This is a genomic window from Neptuniibacter sp. 2_MG-2023 (assembly GCF_030547495.1).
Lineage (GTDB): Bacteria > Pseudomonadota > Gammaproteobacteria > Pseudomonadales > Balneatricaceae > Neptuniibacter.
Window position 1 is genome coordinate 14,843 of sequence record NZ_JAUOQC010000003.1, and the last position, 17,541, is coordinate 32,383.

A 17,541-nucleotide genomic window follows, 5' to 3' on the forward strand; every position below is an offset into this window, starting at 1 on the left:
ATGACTGAAAAAAACTCAAAGAAATATTTACATCACCTTGCTGTAGGAACCGGATTTGTAGGGCTTATTTTATGGTTTTACATCGGCAGAGAGCTTGGTTTTTTGGACTGGATTACTCAGCAAATGCCCGATAAATATGCAGGATCAGGACTTATGCTAGGTATTATGATCCTGATGACACCAGGCTTCTTTCTATGGTCCAGATTCAATCGTTGGGCAGAAAAAAAACTCAATGTGAGCGGCATATACTATGAAGATGAATATTATAAAAACGAGGATAAATTAAAGCAGAAAAAAAAGTAATGCCATAAAGGTCACTTGCTAAAGGCAAGATTAGCACCCGATCCCTATAAATCATCAACCCCAGAAAATGACACTCTTTTCACTCTACCTATAGTAAATGAAAAGTATTCACCAAAACCTACTTGAACAATAGCCAATTCAGATCTGTACTTAAACGTAACTCTGCAATTCTCTCAAACGGCTTAGAGGATGATGAATTATTGATGAGGTATATATGCGCTTATTAGGCTTTCGGCTATTTGTGATCAGTCTAGTTCTATTTCCCCTAACAGGTTTAGCGGTTGATAACCCTCAATTCGTAAAAGCACCATTAAACAAACATCCGCTGACCAAACTTAATGCATCTTCATTTGAAAACTCCATCTCATTTGTTGGCAATAGTAGATCAGTTATGTTGCTGAAGCTCCAAGAAGCTTATGACTTTTACAACGACTTAATAAAAATAGACAACTGGCCACCTATTCCGTCAGGAAGAACAATCAGCTTTAGTGACCAACACCCTCATGTTCCTTTATTAAGGGAAAAACTGATTAAACTAGGTGATCACCCTCCGGTTGAATGCGAACAACTGAATGATCCATTATTTGATATCGAACTCGAAGAAGCCTTAGTTCGCTTTCAGCAACGACATGGCGATGAAGCTGATGGTATTCTAGGACCGAAAACTCGCCGACAAATCAATATAACCCCTAACCAAAGGGCAAAGCAGCTCAAAGTCAACATTGCTCGCATCGAGGCATTTAATCCCACCAGCGATCGCTTTGTGCATGTAAATATTCCAGAATACCGGCTTTATCTCTATGAGCAGAATTCGCCTATCCTTACGATGAAAACGATTGTCGGCAAAAAGAAACGCAAAACACCTATTTTTGATAGCGTTATAAACCGAATTGTTATCAACCCATCTTGGCATGTACCTAAAAGCATTGCTTATCGAGATATTATTCCAGCGCTTAAAGAAGATCCAACCTATCTTAAAAAGGTAAACCTAAAAGTAGTTAGTGGTTGGGGCAAAACAAAAAAGTTTATCCGTGATGAAAATATTAATTACGATAAATTATACCTCGGCGATAACTATCAACGCTTCTGGGAAGCTCCCAGTGACATGAATACTTTAGGCAGCGTGAAGTTTCTTACTAATAGTCCCTACTCTATTTACCTCCATGACACATCAGCTAAACGCCTGTTCAATCAAAATAAACGCGCTTTTAGTTCTGGTTGCATACGTTTAGAGCAACCCAGAAAATTAGCTGATGAATTAATGCGAATGACTCATGGATGGCAGAGCACACAACTTGATCCTATTTTTTCGCAAAAAGAAACTAAAGAGTTTCGCTTAACAGAACCTATAGATCTATATGTAACCTACTGGACCGCTTGGATTGACCCTGAGGGCAAGGTCAATTTTAGGGATGATATTTATAAACATGATATATATGAGTTTTCAAAAAAAGATTAAATAAGCACCGCTCACTCGCCAGGTCATCTACTGATTAATTAATATACTGCGGGGTGGTTTTTGTGCATAATGTGACCAATTTTATGCCAGCGAAAGTATTACTAAATGAGCAAGCAGCTTAAACAAACTAATTTCTTAGCCACCAACTCGTCTCGGCGTACATTTTTGCAAGTATTAGGGGGCTTATCTGCTATGGCTGCTACTCCTTCAATCTGCCTCGCAAACATAAATAAAAACCAAACCCATTCACTCTCTCTCACTAATCTTCATACGGGCGAATCACTCAATAGTACGTTCTATGCTGAAGGTCAGTATCAAGAAACAAATTTAAAAGCACTCGATTTTCTACTACGCGATCATCGTAACAACCAAGTTCATCAAATAGATCGACGCTTATTAAAATTACTACATGAGCTTCAGCTCAACTTTGGTGGAAAACCCATTCATGTAATTTCAGGGTATCGCTCACCTGAAAGTAATGAAAAATTAAGAGCTAAAAGCACTAAAGTCGCTAAGAAAAGTTATCATATGAAAGGCCAAGCAATTGATATACGCATCCCCGGCGTTCCTTTAAAAAGCCTACATCAAGCATCTTTAGCACAACAAGCTGGAGGGGTTGGCCTCTATACCCGTAGTGAGTTCATCCATTTAGATGTTGGCCCTGTAAGGCAATGGGGAGTATAAAACCTACTCACTTGTTGTCTGATTTACAGCTTTAGACGCATTATATGCCTGTAACTTTTGACTGATCGTTTTAGGTGTAGTGGAGGTCTCTTGCTCAGAAGCCTCTTTAATCTCCTTAATCCGCTCGGCCTTACCGCCATTATTATAATCTTCTAGCTGCTGAGCTCGGCTCTGTAAACTAGATTTGTCTGTCTTACCTTGGGTTGTCTTATCTACATCATCCGCAACAGGTGTTTTGGTTTCATCAACACTTTTATTCTCTGCTTTATTTTCCGTTGGCTTAGCAGGATCTGTCGACTGTGGCCGCGTAAAAGGCTGCATAGTATTAAGCTGAGTCCCGTTCAATTTACCAAAATTGACCTCACCTCGGACAGTTTCTCTCTCATCCCCTTGAGGTGGCTTATTACTAAAGTGCTTAACTCCGTTTTCATCAACCCAACTATACATCTCATCAGCAATAGAACAGAGGGATAAGCTCATCATAAAGCTACACAGTAAAATCCGTTTTTTCATTTTAACCTCTTCCGATTTATATCTAGCGACAAAGTTTTTACATATGCAAAAAGCCAATTAGCGCTAAATTATTTTTGTCATATTCCGGCAATGTTCCGTTATTAGAATCAGCCGCCTTACCCCCTCCTAAAACCCTGTCCATCGATGAGAATAGTGCTGTGAAAACAACGGTTTTTGACCTAATTTGGAAACTCAAACGTGAACTTGAGCGCCAAGGCCATGAGAAAATAGATCTACATCGTTTCACCCATGATCAAGAGTATCGACGCTCCATTTTACTCAATGTTGATATTACAGAGCTTCCAATTAGCAAACCGCTACAACAAATTTACACTGATCTTTTAACCACTGATGAATTAGAGCTCATCAAAGAAGTTGAGCTTCCACAGGAGGAGCCTGTTACTCCATCTAGCAACACACCAGAAACTAGCATAGAAGTACTTAATCATAATAACAAACCTATCTACATTATTTCTGGCGTTATTATTATTCTCTTATTTAGCCTTAGTTTTATGCTGTTTGACAAAACAACTGAGGTGCAATCTCTTGCCCATAATACCCAAGCACCGGCGATCAAAAAAACAGTTACGATAGAATCCGCTAAAGCTATAAGGGACGCAGCAGCTCCCCTGATAGTAGGTCAGCAAGACCCCTCCTCAATCATTAAAAACTATAAAAATAAGATTCAACCATCGCAGCCCGCAACTAAAAGCCAAGCAAGCAATATAGCCTTTCGCATTCAAGGTTCAAATACCATTGGAGAAGTATTAGCTCCAGAATTAATCAAAGCCTTTTATAAAAGCCAAGGGGCTACTGACTTTAAACTCGTTGAATCTCATATTGATGTTGAAAAGAATTTAGAGGTTTATAACCAATCGGATCGCTCTCAACGCTCAATACCTATCTATGCTCATGGTTCAAGCACCGGATTCAAAGCCCTCGCTAATCGTAAAACCGACTTAGCCATGGCATCAAGGCGCATTAAAGATAAAGAGGTCAAACAATTAACGGCTAAGTACGGTGACCTTCGCTCTAAAAGCACTGAGCATATTATTGGCATGGATGGACTCGCTGTAATTATCAATCCCAATAACCCTATTAGTGATTTGAATACAGAGCAATTGGCCAAAATTTTCTCAGGCACTATTAAAAACTGGAAAGAGCTAGGTGGTAAAAACCAAGATGTAGCGATCTTTGCACGTGATAGTAACTCGGGAACATGGGATTCGTTTAAATCTATGATCCTTAAAAAACATGGCGCAACCCTAAGTGCGGATGCCACACGCATAGAATCAAGCGTTGAACTGTCTGATCTCGTTAGCAAAACCCCTGGAGCGATTGGGTTTATTGGTCTTCCTTATGTATTGCGAGCTAAAGCACTCGCTATATCTGATGATCAACACGGCCAACCTATCTACCCAACATCCTTCACGATTTCTACAGAAGACTACCCTCTTGTTCGTCGCTTATATATTTACGAACCCAGCACAATTAATACTCAATCAGAGGCCCATAAATTTATAGAGTTTGCCTTATCAAAAGAGGGTCAAGAAGTCGTTAAACAGGCAGGGTTTATTTCACAAAATGTATATAACATTAAACCTATGCTGACCGATAACCTTCCACAAAAATACATTCAAACGGTTAAGAATGCACAGCGGCTATCACTTAACTTTCGTTTTAATAGTGGTACTTTTGTTTTAGATAATAAAGCGGTGCGCGATTTAGAACGTGTAGTCCAGTTTTTTGAAACAAATCCAGGGCAGCAAGCAATGCTTATCGGCTTTTCTGACAGTATTGGCGATCCATTAGGTAACCAATCCCTCTCTTTGCAGCGAGCTAAAGCGGTAGAATCTGCACTTATATCGCGCGGGATCAATATTAAAAATACTATAGGGCTAGGTGAAATGGCACCAATAGCTTCCAATACAACAAAAGTGGGAAGAGAACGAAACCGTCGTGTAGAAATCTGGGTAAACAGCAATGCAACTACCCCGTTTAATACAGCAACACGATAGTTTGCAATAGGCTAAAGGCTAGCGCCCTTATAAGGTTCACTTATCATTAGCTAAGAAATAACTGTGCATCCAGTCGTACAAAATTTGCTCCGATAGTTCATTGGATGCCAGTTGTTCAAACTCATTGAAGGGATCTTTATCTCTATAGGCAAACTGGTAGTTTACTAAATTTGGGCTTTCATCATGTAATACAATAATAATACGCTTACCTGACCTTAGACAGTCGATAGTCATCGCATCAGCTGGAACCCCGCTCTTTCTCATGCTCTGGCTAACCCCAACAATTGGATCAAGGTGGCTAAAGTTCTTTTGAATACGCGTATGGGCTTCCGTTACTAAATCACACAAAGTTTCTAATAATTGATTAGACAAATTAATCCCCTTCAATAAAATTATCTACACCTATCTTAACAAATAGGTGTAGCAATTATTAGAATGAAGCAGATCAGTTTTATCCGATGGATAGATATTAACTGATAAGTTCAGCCATCTCCTCTATCCCTCTCGCATAGGCATCGATCAGAGCGGAATAATGGGTCGATGCCACCTCAAGATCTTGATCATTGTCTATAAAGAAAGGTTCAGCAATTAAACAAGGCGCATAAGTCTTTTGCAAAAGATAACCTCCTCTGTCTTCAGAGTTTTTTGGTTTAACGCCTCGATCGGGCAAATCAAGCGCGTAAACTAACTGCTGCTGTAGAATTTCAGCCATTTGTCTACCTAAGGCTGAACGATGGTAATAGAGCACTTCTGTCCCTGAAGCGCTTTTATTAAACGCATTGCAGTGAAGGCTAAGTATAAAATCAGGGTCTAGCTCATTTAAGTCATCAGGTAGTGATGTGTATGTGCGTCTATAAACCCGCTGAATATTCACCCCTACAACCGCCCGCTCGATCTCACTTGCCAGCGCCTCATTAAATGTAAATTCAGTGAGTTTACGGCGCTCATTAACGGCTCCAGGTGAATTTTTTTTATGTCCGATGACCAATGCGCACGTTTTCATATTCCCTATCCTGCTCTAAATTATTTTTTTGATAGTGATACGTCTATAACTTCATATATAAATGTCAGGCGGGACATAAGGTTATTATGAATAGCCTACCACTCTATTTGTAAATACAGGTCAAAGGAAAAAGCACAACATAAATGCATATGTGAGAATGTGCCTAAACCACTAACAAGTAAAAGACACAAGGAAAGAAAACACTCTATGAAGAGACAGCACAATCCTTGATGCTGAACTGCTAACTATAAGCAGTGGTAAAATAATAGCTTAAAATAGATAAAAAAAAACTAAAGCGTAGATCTATTTTTCCAGTTGATAGTTTATATACGCTTTCATTGAAAGTTTTCGAACTTGCTCCAACTCATCGGGAGTAAGCGCCCTATAGTTTCGAGGATAGGGCCAACCATACCCCCAGCGAAATGTTGTAGGGAAAAAAGGAGTGCCTCCAACCCGCACACCCGCTAACATTAATAATGCGAGTTCTGGCTCACCTACGTCGGTAACACAATGATTGAGAGCTTTATCTGCTTGTACTCGCTCTTGATAGGTTCCCCCTTTCCAATACGCGTAATCATGCGCCGTACAGCATTTTAACCACAACTGGCGGTGTTGCATGGTTCCATCAGGAAAGGCGCTGCAACCATCACTCGTAAACGGAGCAAGTGAATCTGCATACAAAGATACACTGTTCACTAAACAGGCGGTGGTCAGTGATATACAGAAAAAGCTTAATCTATTCAAAATGAATCCATTTATGTAGCAAGTCCCCACTAAAACCAACTAATCTATTCGGCGTTTTTATAAAGTTAGTTTTTATGTGAAAAGCGGCCTCTTAATTGGCGAATAAAGAAGCCTATCAGTGGGATTTTCTCCATTAACGCCGAACCATCCCAATAGTCAAAATGGTGTGTAACCTTTCCACTTTGATCTGATATTAACTTACTTGTACCAACAAAACTAAATGTCCCTGTCAGTTTCGATTCTCCATAGAAGGTCCATTCAATAAAAGCTTCACGTTCATATTCTGCTGAGCTGTGGACCTTAAAATGAATGTTATCAAGACGTGAATACATATCATCCATAATCGCAATAAACTCATTCTGAGTACTCGTGTCGTTAAAGGGGTCTTTAAATTTAATGTCCTCAGAGATACATGCTCGCAACCGAGGTAAATCAGCAGAACTAAGCGACTCAAGGACAGTAATATAGTTCGTTAACCAAGGACTCATTTTTATTTCCATTACTCGATGAAAGAAACAAGTTACTTCACTATTTTACCGGCTAAATAGAAATATAAACGGTAAGGAATAATACGTAAGAGTTTAAGTATAAAGGTAAAGCGTTTAGGGAAGGTAATTTCAAAATGATCGCTTAATAAACCATTGAGTATGCCTGTCGCTGCCTCATCTGGAGCCAACAAAGCCGGCATCGTAAATTCATTTTTATCAGTCAGCGGGGTTTTAACAAATCCAGGATTTATAACCTGAAGCTTTATATGCGTGTTTTTCAGATCTAACCGTAATGATTCACACAGATGAATTAAAGCCGCTTTGCTAGCACCGTAGGCAGCCGCTGTGGGTAGACCTCTATATCCCGCGACAGATGCCATCACTGCAATCTGCCCTTTACCTCGTTTGAGCATTCGCTGGAGAGCAGGCTCTAGGCAATTGATCGTGCCTTGCAGGTTTATATCGAATAAGTGTTTGCACCGCTGAGCGCTAAATTCAGCGGCTGAAAAGGGATCGTGAGTTCCCGCATTAAGAATAACTAATTCAGGAAAGCAATCTGTTTGATCCCACTCATTGATCAGCTGTTCAAGTTCTTCGACACAGCGAGTATCTAATCTTATAGGAATAATTTCACCGGGTAAGTGTTGATACTCAGCGACTAATTTTTCAAGTTCAATTTCAGTTCGAGAGGAGGCATAAACTCTCATCCCTTGACCCGCTAATAGGATAGCAAGCGCACGTCCAATTCCTCTTCCGGCTCCTGTAATCCAAACATTTTGCCAAGGCAAAGGCTTGTAATGATTCATAACAGACCCCCTATCATTAAAGTTCACAGCCATTCGTTAAATTACGATGGGGTAATGACGAGACTTTTCGTATATAGAGAGTAACTTGCCCAACCTCTAAACCAAATTTATACATTTTTGCACGGTTGATTAGGTTTTTATCATCAACAAGATACATCCAATCATTAAGATTAATTTTCCACGTTTTACCTTTCACGGGTACAGATAAAGTATATTGCCAATTTAAAGCATTGCCTGCCACCTGACCTTCCGCACGACCAATAACATCACCTGCGGTTCCTGTATAGTGATCCCCTTGCTTGCTTAACTGCCAGCATCGATGTTCCTCCTCCCCATCAGTAAAGAAAAACAACTCATCAAGTACACCTTTATCACCTTCCCATTTCCCTAGTATATCGGCACGAAAACGGCGACTTACTTTGCCTTTATAATCCTGCACAATGCCGTACGCCTCCAAATGGCCATCAAAAAACTCACTCAGATCTAATGCCGGTTGACTCTCTTCATACTGTTCAATATTTACAGCACAACTTGTAATAAAAGGAATGAAAATCATAAAGGCCATCCTAGTAAAATATCGATGCAAAATTACTCTCCCCTAAGCTGTTTAGCTAAATCGGGATATCTACTTTTATCTGACAGCCAAATATTAATAATGACTTGGCTTATTTCAGGTTTGTCTAGTGAACCTAGATACCCATCGTTATAAAAAAAGTGACCATATCCATCCTTATCAATCAAAAAAGCAAAGCGACCTCCCTTCTGAATGTCCGGCCACATAATGGCAAGATCTGATAATAAATTTTCACGGTCAGCCGGCGATATTGTCTGCTTAATACTTTTCTCCGTCTCACGCAGTAATACTGCTTTTTCTATATCTTGATGGTACTCAAGAGACAGCAACACAGAGCGATCCGTGCCAGAAAACACACCCTTAGGGGTTTTCAATTGCGCACTGTAAATAGGGAACCACAACAGTTTTAACTCCGCTGAACCTACAACCCGCCAAGCGGAAGGTAGTTGCGCGGCATAGCTATCATTAGAAAACAGGAAGATAGAGAAAACGATCAATACTCTGTGCATAATGCCCTCTCTATGTAAGAGGTTAAGACGAGCAGTAGTGGAAATAGAAAGGCCCAGATAACTGCAACCATTAGGACAGTTACAAAGTTGCCTAGCGGAAAGCTAACAGCACCTAAATTAGCCGCAGCAAAATAAGAGAAACCTCCAGAAAAGCCCCCCGCAATTACACTTAGTTTAAGTTTGTTAGAGAAAAAGCTTAGACTTTGTCTCAACGTGGCCGCAAATGATAACCAGAGTAATGCCAACCATAATGGCGCAAAGATTCTAAGATCATTTGCGCTATTATTTTCAAACCAATAAACGCCCAATAATGTCATCACACTATCCAAGCTATAACCAAGCAAAGTAACGATGACCAATATAAAGGCTTCAGTTATGGGATCCGTATGGAGTAATAGGTGAAGTAATAAAAAGATGCTTACGACAAGAACCGCTTCATTTTTATAAAGAATAGATAAAATCCATATCAGATTAAATCCGATCAAATTGACCCATACATTTTGAGAGATACCTGAAAACATTAGCCGTTCCCATACCCATTTGAATTAATCAGCTATACGGAACTTCCATGGAATTGGTTCAGTTTTACTCTGATTTAATTAAGTATGAAAAAACGACCTAAGCTTAAAATCTACATTTAGAGTAAAACCTATTTAGTTAATCGCGTAGCTAATATCTACTGATTGAAAGGGTATTAGAGGGAAAATTAAAAAAGGCGCCTCCTTGAAAGCGCCCTATTCTCTTAACTTAGAGCTAAGCGTCGCTTAGCTGAGCTTAAATTGCTTAATGCCATCATTTAGACCGTCAACAACAGCGATGATAACCTCTATACTCTCGTTAATTTCATCGAATGATTCGCTCGTTTTTATTGATTTCCCACTGACAGAATAGATATTCTCTTTTATCGATTGTGTAATAACAGCCTGTTGCTGAGTCGCCGCGGCAACTTGTATATTAACGCTGTTAATCGTCCCTATAGCCTCTGTAATTTTCTTTAAAATATCATCCGCTTTCTCAGCTTGAATAACCCCTTGCTCTGCGATTTTTAGTGTATAAACCACTGATGAGTCAGCTTCTTTAGAGGCACTTTGTAGCTCTTTAATAACGTTTTGAATCGTCGTTGTCGCTTGCTGCGTATTACTCGCTAAGGTTCTTACCTCATCAGCAACAACTGCAAAACCTCGGCCCTTCTCACCCGCACGTGCAGCCTCTATTGCAGCATTTAAAGCTAATAGATTTGTTTGTTCAGCAATATCATTGATAACACTTAATACATCACCAATTCGCTTCGAATCATGTGACAGCTTATCCATTACAGCATTTGTATTATTCAGCTGCTCTACTTGACTGCGAATGGCTTGAATCATGGCATAGACTTCATGCTTACCGCTCTCTAAAAATGCATCCGCATCTTTTGCTGCATCAGCTGCATGAGCCGCACTTTCAGCAATTTCAGAGGTACTAATGGCAAGTTGGTCTATCGCCTCAACCACAAGCTCAGTATCTGTTGTTTGCTCGTTTATTACGGTTCGTGTGGTATCACTGATAACAACCAGTTTATCTGTTTGGCTACAGAGATTTTTAGCTGCATCATTAACCCCAATAACCGTATGTTTAATTTTATTCACAAAAACGTTAAAACCGATGGAAAGCTTACGTAGCTCTTTGGCTCCTTTTTCACTAAGTTTTACGTTTAAATTGCCATCGCCACGACCAATTTTATCTAAGTTATCAGCAATAGCATCTAGTGGTTTTACTACCGTCCGGTAGCCAAATAACATTGCAATAACACCCACTAACAAGCCAATAACCACGACAACTAAAATAAACTCCTTGGCTTGCTCAACAAGAGACACCACAGAATGAGTATTCTCTAATATCTTCTCCTCACCTTGATCCTTTATTTTGGATAAGTTGCTGAGTAAAGCCTGCGCTTTATTAAATGAGGAATCCTGTACTTTTTTAAACACTAAGTAGTCATTAACCACTTGCTCATATTGTTGTAATAATTTGCCGAGGGATGTTTCTATATTCACTGCATGTTCGGTTAGTGCTAGGTTTCTCAACATCACTAGCAAACGCTGATAAGTTGGCTCTAATAATCTATATTGTTCAGCCATCACTTTGCGCTGCTTTTCGATCTCCACTCCATTGAAAAACTGCTGTAACACATAGTTGCGTGAGAGAATTAAGGTTTTAACTTCAGAAAGAAGTAAATCTAAATCACGGTAGCGCTCGGCCTCTAGACGACTATTATAATGCTCATCAATTAAGATCATGGTGTCTTCTTGAGAAACCATTACGTTTTCTAGAACTATATCAGTCAGCTTTGTTAGATCACTCCTCTCTTTTTCAACACGGATATATAAGGACAGCGCACGCTCATTTAAGCTTTTATAATCATCCATTTGCTGAGCGGATAACTTCAATAGCGATTGATCAACTAAACCACTCTCTAAAACTTGAGAAAAACCCTTTTGGCCCGCTTTATGTAACTCTTTTATCTCTGCAAACCCTTTTTTAGGATCAATTTGCTTAAGTAATATTTGCTGCGTTTTTAACACTTCAGCTTGCAGACTGAAGGCTGTATCACTACCTCCATTTGATGCTTGAAGCGCCGGCCCCGATACAAACTGCAAAGCAGATGCAAGTTTGCTGATATTAAAGACAGAGGAAAAACCTAACATGGCTAAAAGGCACATCATCACCATATAACCTAAGGTAATCCGTAAGCTAATGGACATTTGTTTAAATCTATTCATTTTTTATTGTTCTACGTCAGATTTGAATAACAGATACCGACAGCGTTATGAATATCATGAGATAGGTCATTAACAATCACTCAAATTATTTAAGTGATGATTCACTGTCCTATAGTTGGGAGTATTTGCAATAAGCTTAAAATAAAAGCCATCCTTGGCTTAAAAAAATAAGCATCCTGCTTCAAGCAGTATGTTGTGATAGAAAGGTTGTTAAGGTGAAGAAGGGGACCATAACAACCTCAAAAACTTAACGGCCTGATGCGCGTAAGTTTTGTACTGTCATTTTACTTGGTGGCGTCAACTCAGGATCAACAATCCCTTTAAACTGACCTGTCGTACAATGATTAGCCTGTATATCAACCATGGAGAAGCTATCATCAATAGCAACACCAGTACCTTTGTTTATAGGTAAGTGATGATCAGGATGGGCTTGCCCAATAGTCCAACTTTTCCACATATCGCCTTTGCGGTCGTAGGTAATATTACGTGGGATAATGAAGGTCTGTGCATCCATGTAGTGTTCACGTTTACTAATTGGATGGTTCGGATCAACAGGTGAAGACTCTACAACATAGGTCTTACGCAGCTGCCAAGTTATCTCTGGGAAGCATCCCCCTTTACCAGCAAATTTAATCACCTGATAACCGTCATCATCTTTGTGAGTTTCAGTATCAAGCACCATCTCGTTATGGTTATACATCGGCGACAAAATGTATTTGGTGCCTTTGTAAGTCCAGTTCATATCACTAATTCGACCGTTATAACCCTCAAAGTCTTCGATCATTACATCAGAACCTAGGAAGGCATCGGTTGTCTGACCTGAAGACAAGCGGCGCACACGGCGCTGAAAACCCAAGTATAAATAGGCATTATCACGCTTAAGATCATCATCAAATCGCTGGATCAGTAATTGAGTGTCTTTCACATCAAACGGCTCTAACACTTGAACGTAGATGCCACGAAACAGATTGGATGGGTTGGGCGTAATTTCAGGGAATGGTTCCTGTTGCGTTCGGTGAGTGAAATTCAAAAAGTGGAAGTTCATTTTTACTGTACGCTCTACTTTACCACTGTTCATATCGCGGTATTTCCAATAGAACGGGTAAATCGCGGAGGAATCTCCCCAGTTGTAACCAAACTTGTAGTTCCAAGCTAGCTTCTCACCTGCTCGGGGGTCATCTAATGATGGCTCCTGAGGGAAAGGTCGACCAGCAACAGAACCTGATATTTCACCCGGTTTTGAGCCTAACTTTACATCTCCTGAGTATTTGCGTGTAGCGTCGACATAAGATTTATGGAGATCAAATGAGGTCGTTTCCCCCACTTTCATTTCATAATCACCATTTTTGATGAACATATACATTGCAGGATCAAGGTATTCCTTAACTGAATCAACATTACCTGCATTAATAGTCATCCCTGGCTTAACCATATCGGCCTTAGGTAATGAGTTTGCATAAGGGTGAAACGCTTCCTGAATAACCTCTTCAGAAATTTGTGTCGCCTGTGCGTTTACGCTTAACCCTGCCGTAACCGCTAAAGTTATTAATGTTTTTTTCAACATCGTTATCTACCTTTATTATTCTCTATTGTTAGAAGCTGTAACGCACAGTGAACTGGATTTCATCTTCCTGATTAGCCACACCGATTGGTCCATTTAGGAAACGCGCTAAAGGTTCAGTTTGACCACCACCCGCGTCACCACCTGTCACGCTCCAAGGGAAAGTTTCATCGCCGCCAGTTTTCACGTTCAAGGCAAGGTTAAACATCCAGTGGTTATCAGGTGTAAATGAGATGCTTGGCGCAATAGCGGTCGCTTTCGCCGCGAAATCATGAGCAACAATGATCTGTGGGCTCAAACGGTTATTCATATAGAAACCTTTGAATAAACCCGTTGCGATCCAGTTATCTTCATCGTTAGGCATATCCACTTCATGATCGAGAATATGCTCACCAAATAACTGAGCAGAAATGAGGAAAGCACTACGTGTTCCTAAAGAAGGAATGATCTTGTTTTTATCAAACCCAATTACATAACGCAGCATATCGGTTTCTTTATAACCGTTTGTGTCTCTTGGCTGCTCTTCCCCTTCGGTATAAGCCACTTCAAGGCGCCATGTGGCATCCATATTCATGGAGTAATAATCAATCGCACCGCCCAGCAATGTAACGCGCGGGAAGTGAATATCGAACAAACCAAAGTTATCGCCTGGCGCACCTAGCGCATGAATAGAAGGTAGTTGCTGACGGTAATGCAAAGCATTAAGTGAGAACGTTGCATCCCCATACACCCCTTCCCATTTCACACCAAACTGGGTGTTTTTCAGGTTCCAGTCATACTCTTCTACATCGTTAATTATGTAAGGGCCGCCACCTTGAATAGACGAGGCAAAGAAACAACCTGCATCAACCATTTTGTAGGACTGACCACAAGTACCTAAGTTATGAGGACGGAACTTATCAATGTTCCAGATAAACTGTAGGTTCTGATCATCAAAAATGTTGTTGGCACCCATACGCCATTCAGCCGTCAACATCCACTGAGGAATACGAATATCTTCAAGCTCGTCGTAGATATTATGACGGGAATAGTCCACCGGGTTGACCACATCTAAAACACGGAACAGATCGGTTTTACCCCATACAACCTGTTGCTTACCAAAGGTCACATTGAAAATATCGCCATTAGCCAGCTGCTTATCCGCAGTAATATAAAGCTCACGAATAAAATCTAGTTCATCGTTAAAATCTGAGAACTTAGCGTCATTTTCATCTTGATCCATGTAACCATCTAGATTGTTACATAAGGCTGGGTCATTTTCGCAAGGAAAAGCAACACCTGGGTTTAATACTGCCGATGAAGAGGCCGTATTATTATCATGCCAGTTTTCACCTAAGTAGTTTTCACCTGCATTCTTGCCAAACTCTCCATCATTTAAGTCGTATACCCCATCATAGGTAGCGCGAAGCACACCGTTGATGCTGACATTGCTCCAACCATCTGACTCGACAGGTTTATAAAACTCCGCCTGTGCAGTATTTCTAAATTTGGACAGTCCTTTTTTATCGCGAAAATAGGTAGCATTCTCAACATAACCGGACCATTGCGCTTCTCCCGCAGATACGGTTGGGCCATAGCTCATTGCTATCGCGGTAGCCACCCCAATGGCTACTTTGTTAAGTGTTGTTATTTTTTTTGTCATCACTAAACCCCTTCAGGTTTTTTTATTTTAAGTTTTCATACAGCAAGTATTCACAACAACGCAGACCGAATGTGGTGGCTTCACGAATGAAGAACACCATCATCATCTTGGTAAGCCTTGCAGATAAATTTAGGTTTAAAGACCAGTATCCAACTAGGTACCAGTAACATGGCTGCCGCGCCATTTAGCACCACCATAACCATCAGCAGTAACGCAGCATCGGATTGGAAACGAAGATCAGATAACAACACCCACATCACGATACCCGCCATCAAGGTAATGGCCGTAAAGCTGATCGCTAGCCCAGTGGTGCGGATCGCCTCTCTCACCGCTACATTTAAATCTTGCAGCTTCACCATCTCGGAGCGAATGCGATCCATCATGTAGATTGAGTAATCGATACCTACACCTACGCCCACCGCAATAATGGGGACAGTGTTAATATTGATACCCATTTGGGTTACCCCCATATAGGCGTAGGTCAAGGTGGTCGCAAAGAGCATAGCCATAAACATCATGGTGCCCGCCGCTAATGACTGATAGAAAAACATCACCATGAGGAAGATCAGAATAAAGACTAAAGGTAAAACCCATAGGTTGGTTTCATAGGCCGCTTCATTCATCGCTGCCGTCACGCCAATGGTGCCGCCAGCAAGGCGAATCGTAAGTCCTTCAACTTTGCCTTCATTAGCGGTAATCCACTCTTTAGCCGTGTGAATGGCACGACGGATCGTTTCTCCTTGGTGATCTTTATAATAGAAAACTAGATTGGCGATTCGCTCATCGGTATCGACAAACTCATTCAACGCTCCAGGAATGGGGCTCGACATCATGTAGGTAAACATAAGTCCACCTACATATTGCGGATCTGCAGGGATCTGGGTCCAACGGGGATCATCATTGTGCAGTAAACGGTTAACCTGTTTTACTAAATCAGGAATCCCTTTTGCCCCACCAACCTCAGGATCAAGCATCATGTGGTTTTCAAGCTCACTTAACGCTTTAAGGACTTCTGGACGTTTAATACCGCCCTTCTCTGAGGTCTCTGCCACAATATAGAGCTCCTCTGAACCAGGAAAACTATCATTGATCGCTTTAGATGATTGGTTGTAATCATGATCTTGATAGAGAATCGGCGAACCCGGCTCAGACTCACCAATCACAACTTTAGAGGAGAAGTACCAGCCTCCCACAAGAAAGAAAGCCGCTATCCATAAGGCATTTTTTGCTGAGCGTTTATCACTAATAATTTCAGCACAAGCAAAGCCAACATTACGAAATATATTGTGTTTAACTTCAGTGTTTTTAGGCTTAGGAAGGATTGATAGTAAAAGAGGAACTGCTAGCAATACGGTAATAATAATGCATAACGCCCAGAGGGAAGCGTAATGGGCCAGTTTGGTATTAAGTGGAATAGACCCTATCGCAATTAACAGCAGCCCTATGGCATCAGATACTACACCTAAGCTTCCAGGGCGGAATAGATTCTCAAAGGTACTTCGAGCGGCAGCATGATGATCTGAATGATCATTCAGCTCTTGATAGTAGCGCTCGACTATCTGAATACCATGGGACATGGCACGGGCAGAGATAAGGAATGGGATTACCAACCCTAATGGATCAAGGTTATACCCAAACAACGAAATAATACCGATCCCCCAAATAGAGGAAACGATCACCGCGGCTAAAGGAATCAGTACCCCGTAGGCTTTACGGAAGTAAAAGATCAGCAATGACAACATAATCAGCGCTGTAAACAGGAAGATCTCTATGATCTGATCTAAGTACTGATACGCCCAACCAACGAGCATAGGCTGGCCAGTAACATGGATCTTAAAGCCCTCAGCGTTTTCCACATCACGTAAGCTTTGGATCTCATTAAAGGTCTTAACGTAATCCAACTGGCCTTCATTTAACTGCGCTTTAACCAGCGCCATTTTCATATCTGGCGATACTAATGGGCCATACACTCTAGGATCAGCCAACACGTCGGAACGAAGCTCCGATAGGGCTTCCACATTCATTTCACCACCCTGAGGATCATAATAGGACTCAGAGTTGACGTTACCTTCCGGCGTCATCCACACTTTACGGGAGTTACGGTGAGTTACACTGGCAACAAGGTTATGGTTAACACCAGGTAAGCTATCTACAGCTTGAGTTACACGATGGATCTTTTCGAGGGCAGCATTACTGAAGATATCACCCTCTTCCACTTCCACCCCAACAATCACAACATTGGCTCCCCCAAAGGACTCCTTAATCTCGTTGTGAAGTTCTATGTAAGTGTGTTCCTGCGGCAGCAGGTCAGCGAAATCCGAGTACATTTTCACACTCGGAATCTGGTACGCGAAAAAGAGCGTCACCAGTAAAATACAACTTAGAATTAACTTAGGATAAGCAAATACTGCTTCATCCAAGTTATGTAAAAAATGGGTGGCCTTATGAGCCTTAGTGGACTGCTTATCCATGATA

17 protein-coding genes are annotated in these 17,541 nt (G+C 40.9%); 4 read left to right on the top strand and 13 right to left on the bottom strand.

Features of this window, described 5'->3' with window-relative positions; all coding sequences use genetic code 11:
- The 3 genes from Q4486_RS03900 (at window position 1) to Q4486_RS03910 (ending at window position 2,446) form a co-directional block, all read left to right on the top strand.
- Window positions 1-303, top strand: coding sequence for a hypothetical protein (locus Q4486_RS03900; RefSeq protein ID WP_067867410.1), 303 nt, complete (start codon window positions 1-3; stop codon window positions 301-303).
- Window positions 304-517: 214 nt separating this feature from the next.
- A complete protein-coding gene (locus tag Q4486_RS03905) occupies window positions 518-1,762 on the top strand; it encodes a murein L,D-transpeptidase (RefSeq protein WP_303419422.1) in 1,245 nt (414 codons plus the stop codon).
- A 105-nt stretch (window positions 1,763-1,867) separates the two neighbouring features.
- A complete protein-coding gene (locus Q4486_RS03910) occupies window positions 1,868-2,446 on the top strand; it encodes a DUF882 domain-containing protein (protein WP_303419421.1) in 579 nt (192 codons plus the stop codon).
- 3 nt (window positions 2,447-2,449) lie between these two features.
- Here the strand turns inward: Q4486_RS03910 and Q4486_RS03915 are convergent, their stop codons facing one another.
- Window positions 2,450-2,959 carry a DUF4124 domain-containing protein gene (locus Q4486_RS03915; protein WP_303419420.1) on the bottom strand — a complete coding sequence of 170 codons (510 nt, stop codon included), beginning with the start codon at window positions 2,957-2,959 and terminating at the stop codon, window positions 2,450-2,452.
- Between the two features lie 158 nt (window positions 2,960-3,117).
- Between Q4486_RS03915 and Q4486_RS03920 the strand changes: the two genes are divergently transcribed.
- Window positions 3,118-4,977, top strand: a complete 1,860-nt coding sequence (locus Q4486_RS03920; protein ID WP_303518404.1) for a phosphate ABC transporter substrate-binding/OmpA family protein — start codon at window positions 3,118-3,120, stop codon at window positions 4,975-4,977.
- Window positions 4,978-5,013: 36 nt separating this feature from the next.
- Here the strand turns inward: Q4486_RS03920 and Q4486_RS03925 are convergent, their stop codons facing one another.
- The 12 genes from Q4486_RS03925 to Q4486_RS03980 all read right to left on the bottom strand — a co-directional run bounded on the left by Q4486_RS03925 (window position 5,014) and on the right by Q4486_RS03980 (window position 17,537).
- Window positions 5,014-5,349, bottom strand: a complete 336-nt coding sequence (locus Q4486_RS03925) for a hypothetical protein (RefSeq protein ID WP_303419418.1) — start codon at window positions 5,347-5,349, stop codon at window positions 5,014-5,016.
- A 97-nt stretch (window positions 5,350-5,446) separates the two neighbouring features.
- Window positions 5,447-5,980, bottom strand: a complete 534-nt coding sequence (locus tag Q4486_RS03930) for an N-acetylmuramoyl-L-alanine amidase (protein ID WP_303419417.1) — start codon at window positions 5,978-5,980, stop codon at window positions 5,447-5,449.
- Between the two features lie 303 nt (window positions 5,981-6,283).
- On the bottom strand, window positions 6,284-6,724 hold the full coding sequence (locus Q4486_RS03935) for an FAD-binding oxidoreductase (protein WP_303518407.1): 441 nt from the start codon (window positions 6,722-6,724) through the stop codon (window positions 6,284-6,286).
- Between the two features lie 65 nt (window positions 6,725-6,789).
- A complete protein-coding gene (locus Q4486_RS03940; protein WP_303518408.1) occupies window positions 6,790-7,212 on the bottom strand; it encodes a nuclear transport factor 2 family protein in 423 nt (140 codons plus the stop codon).
- Between the two features lie 32 nt (window positions 7,213-7,244).
- Window positions 7,245-8,018, bottom strand: coding sequence for an SDR family oxidoreductase (locus tag Q4486_RS03945; RefSeq protein WP_303518409.1), 774 nt, complete (start codon window positions 8,016-8,018; stop codon window positions 7,245-7,247).
- 16 nt (window positions 8,019-8,034) lie between these two features.
- Window positions 8,035-8,574, bottom strand: a complete 540-nt coding sequence (locus Q4486_RS03950) for a DUF3833 domain-containing protein (RefSeq protein ID WP_303419409.1) — start codon at window positions 8,572-8,574, stop codon at window positions 8,035-8,037.
- Between the two features lie 32 nt (window positions 8,575-8,606).
- Window positions 8,607-9,101 carry a hypothetical protein gene (locus Q4486_RS03955; RefSeq protein WP_303518411.1) on the bottom strand — a complete coding sequence of 165 codons (495 nt, stop codon included), beginning with the start codon at window positions 9,099-9,101 and terminating at the stop codon, window positions 8,607-8,609.
- Window positions 9,086-9,622 (bottom strand): DUF2878 domain-containing protein, encoded by a 537-nt coding sequence (locus Q4486_RS03960; protein ID WP_303518413.1) that lies wholly within the window; start codon window positions 9,620-9,622, stop codon window positions 9,086-9,088. Before Q4486_RS03960 ends, Q4486_RS03955 begins: the two co-directional genes overlap by 16 nt.
- Before the next feature lie 243 nt (window positions 9,623-9,865).
- The gene (locus Q4486_RS03965) at window positions 9,866-11,863 is read right to left on the bottom strand and encodes a methyl-accepting chemotaxis protein (protein ID WP_303518414.1); all 1,998 of its coding nucleotides are present in this window, start codon (window positions 11,861-11,863) and stop codon (window positions 9,866-9,868) included.
- A gap of 247 nt (window positions 11,864-12,110) precedes the next feature.
- Window positions 12,111-13,427: a DUF1329 domain-containing protein gene (locus tag Q4486_RS03970; RefSeq protein WP_303518416.1), complete on the bottom strand. Its 1,317-nt coding sequence runs from the start codon at window positions 13,425-13,427 to the stop codon at window positions 12,111-12,113.
- A gap of 28 nt (window positions 13,428-13,455) precedes the next feature.
- Window positions 13,456-15,066 (bottom strand): DUF1302 family protein, encoded by a 1,611-nt coding sequence (locus Q4486_RS03975; RefSeq protein WP_303419396.1) that lies wholly within the window; start codon window positions 15,064-15,066, stop codon window positions 13,456-13,458.
- An 80-nt stretch (window positions 15,067-15,146) separates the two neighbouring features.
- The gene (locus Q4486_RS03980; RefSeq protein ID WP_303518417.1) at window positions 15,147-17,537 is read right to left on the bottom strand and encodes an RND family transporter; all 2,391 of its coding nucleotides are present in this window, start codon (window positions 17,535-17,537) and stop codon (window positions 15,147-15,149) included.
- Window positions 17,538-17,541 lie beyond the last annotated feature (4 nt).